This is a genomic window from Kitasatospora sp. NPDC001683 (assembly GCF_053596495.1).
The window spans coordinates 1074-2556 of sequence record NZ_JBSFGK010000221.1; the positions used below are offsets into that span (position 1 = coordinate 1074).

Here is a 1483-nt window from a genome sequence, read left to right on the forward strand (position 1 = left end):
GGTGGCTTCCGCCGTGACGACCGCCCCTCCGGTGGCTTCAACCGTGACCGTGACGACCGCGGCGGCTACCGCCGTGACGACCGTCCGCAGGGCGGTGGCTTCCGCCGTGACGACCGCCCCTCCGGTGGCTTCAACCGCGACCGTGACGACCGCGGCGGCTACCGCCGTGACGACCGTCCGCAGGGCGGCGGCTTCCGCCGTGACGACCGCCCCTCCGGTGGCTTCAACCGCGACCGCGGTGACCGCGGTGAGCGCGGCGGCGACCGTGGCGGTTTCCGCCGCGATGACCGTCGGGACGACCGCGGCGGCTACCGCCGTGACGACCGCCAGGGCGGCTTCCGTCGCGACGACCGCCGGGACGACCGCGGCGGCGACCGGGACCGTCGGGACTACGACGACCGTCGCGGCAACTACGAGCCGGTCAAGCGCCTGCCGATCCCGGAGGACGTCACCGGCTTCGAGCTGGACGCGGACGTGCGCCAGGAGCTCAAGAGCCTGCCCAAGACCCTTGCGGACGACGTCGCCCGCAACCTGGTGATGGTCGCCCGCCTGCTCGACAGTGAGTCGGAGGAGGCGTACCAGTACTCGCGCGTCGCGCTGCGGCTGGCCTCCCGCGTGGCCGCCGTCCGCGAAGCGGCCGGGTTCGCCTCGTACATGACACAGCGGTACTCCGAGGCGCTGACCGAGTTCCGCGCCGCCCGTCGGATGACCGGCCGTGCCGACCTGTGGCCCGTGATGGCCGACTGCGAGCGCGGTCTGGGCCGTCCGGAGCGGGCGCTGGCGATGGCCGGTGAGCCCGAGGTGAAGCAGCTGGACAAGGCCGGCCAGGTCGAGATGCGCCTGGTGGCGGCCGGTGCCCGCAGCGACATGGAGCAGTTCGACGCCGCCGTCGTCACCCTGCAGAGCCCGGAGCTGGCCTCCAGCGCCGTGCACCCGTGGACCGCGCGTCTGCGGTACGCCTACGCCGAGGCGCTGATCGCGGCCGGCCGTGGTGACGAGGCCCGTGACTGGTTCGCCAAGGCGGCCGAGGCCGACACCGACGGTTCGACCAACGCCTCGGAGCGCCTGGCCGAGATCGACGGCGTGGAGTTCACCGACGCGCTCGACCCGGAGCTGGCCGAGGACGACGCCGAGCAGGCCGACGCCCCCGCGAAGAAGCGCGGCGGCGACGTCGCCGACGACCGCGTGATCTTCGAGGACGAGGAGGACGTCGAGGAGTACTACGACGAGGACGACCTCGAGATCGACGAGGACTTCGACGGCGTGGTGCCCGAGCGTGCCGAGGACGCCAAGGCGGACAAGGCCCCCGAGGCCGACAAGGCCGAGGCCAAGGGCGACGCCCAGGCCTGAGCGCCCTGAAACGCCGTGAGGCCCTGCCGTTCCCCGGAGGAACCTTGGATTCCAGGGGTCGTCGCAACACCACTTGGTTTTAGGTGGTGAGTAGATCACGTAGACGCTCGGCTGGGGTATCCCAGTCGAGCGT

The 1483-nt window shown here is 72.4% G+C and carries 1 protein-coding gene and 1 pseudogene; both read left to right on the forward strand.

Going from position 1 to position 1483, the window contains the following annotated elements; genetic code table 11:
• Window positions 1-309 (forward strand): annotated as a pseudogene (locus ACWCYO_RS40575) (DEAD/DEAH box helicase); the annotation flags it as partial.
• Between the two features lie 120 nt (window positions 310-429).
• Window positions 430-1350, forward strand: a complete 921-nt coding sequence (locus ACWCYO_RS40580) for a tetratricopeptide repeat protein (protein ID WP_270150922.1) — start codon at window positions 430-432, stop codon at window positions 1348-1350.
• Window positions 1351-1483: the final 133 nt, after the last annotated feature.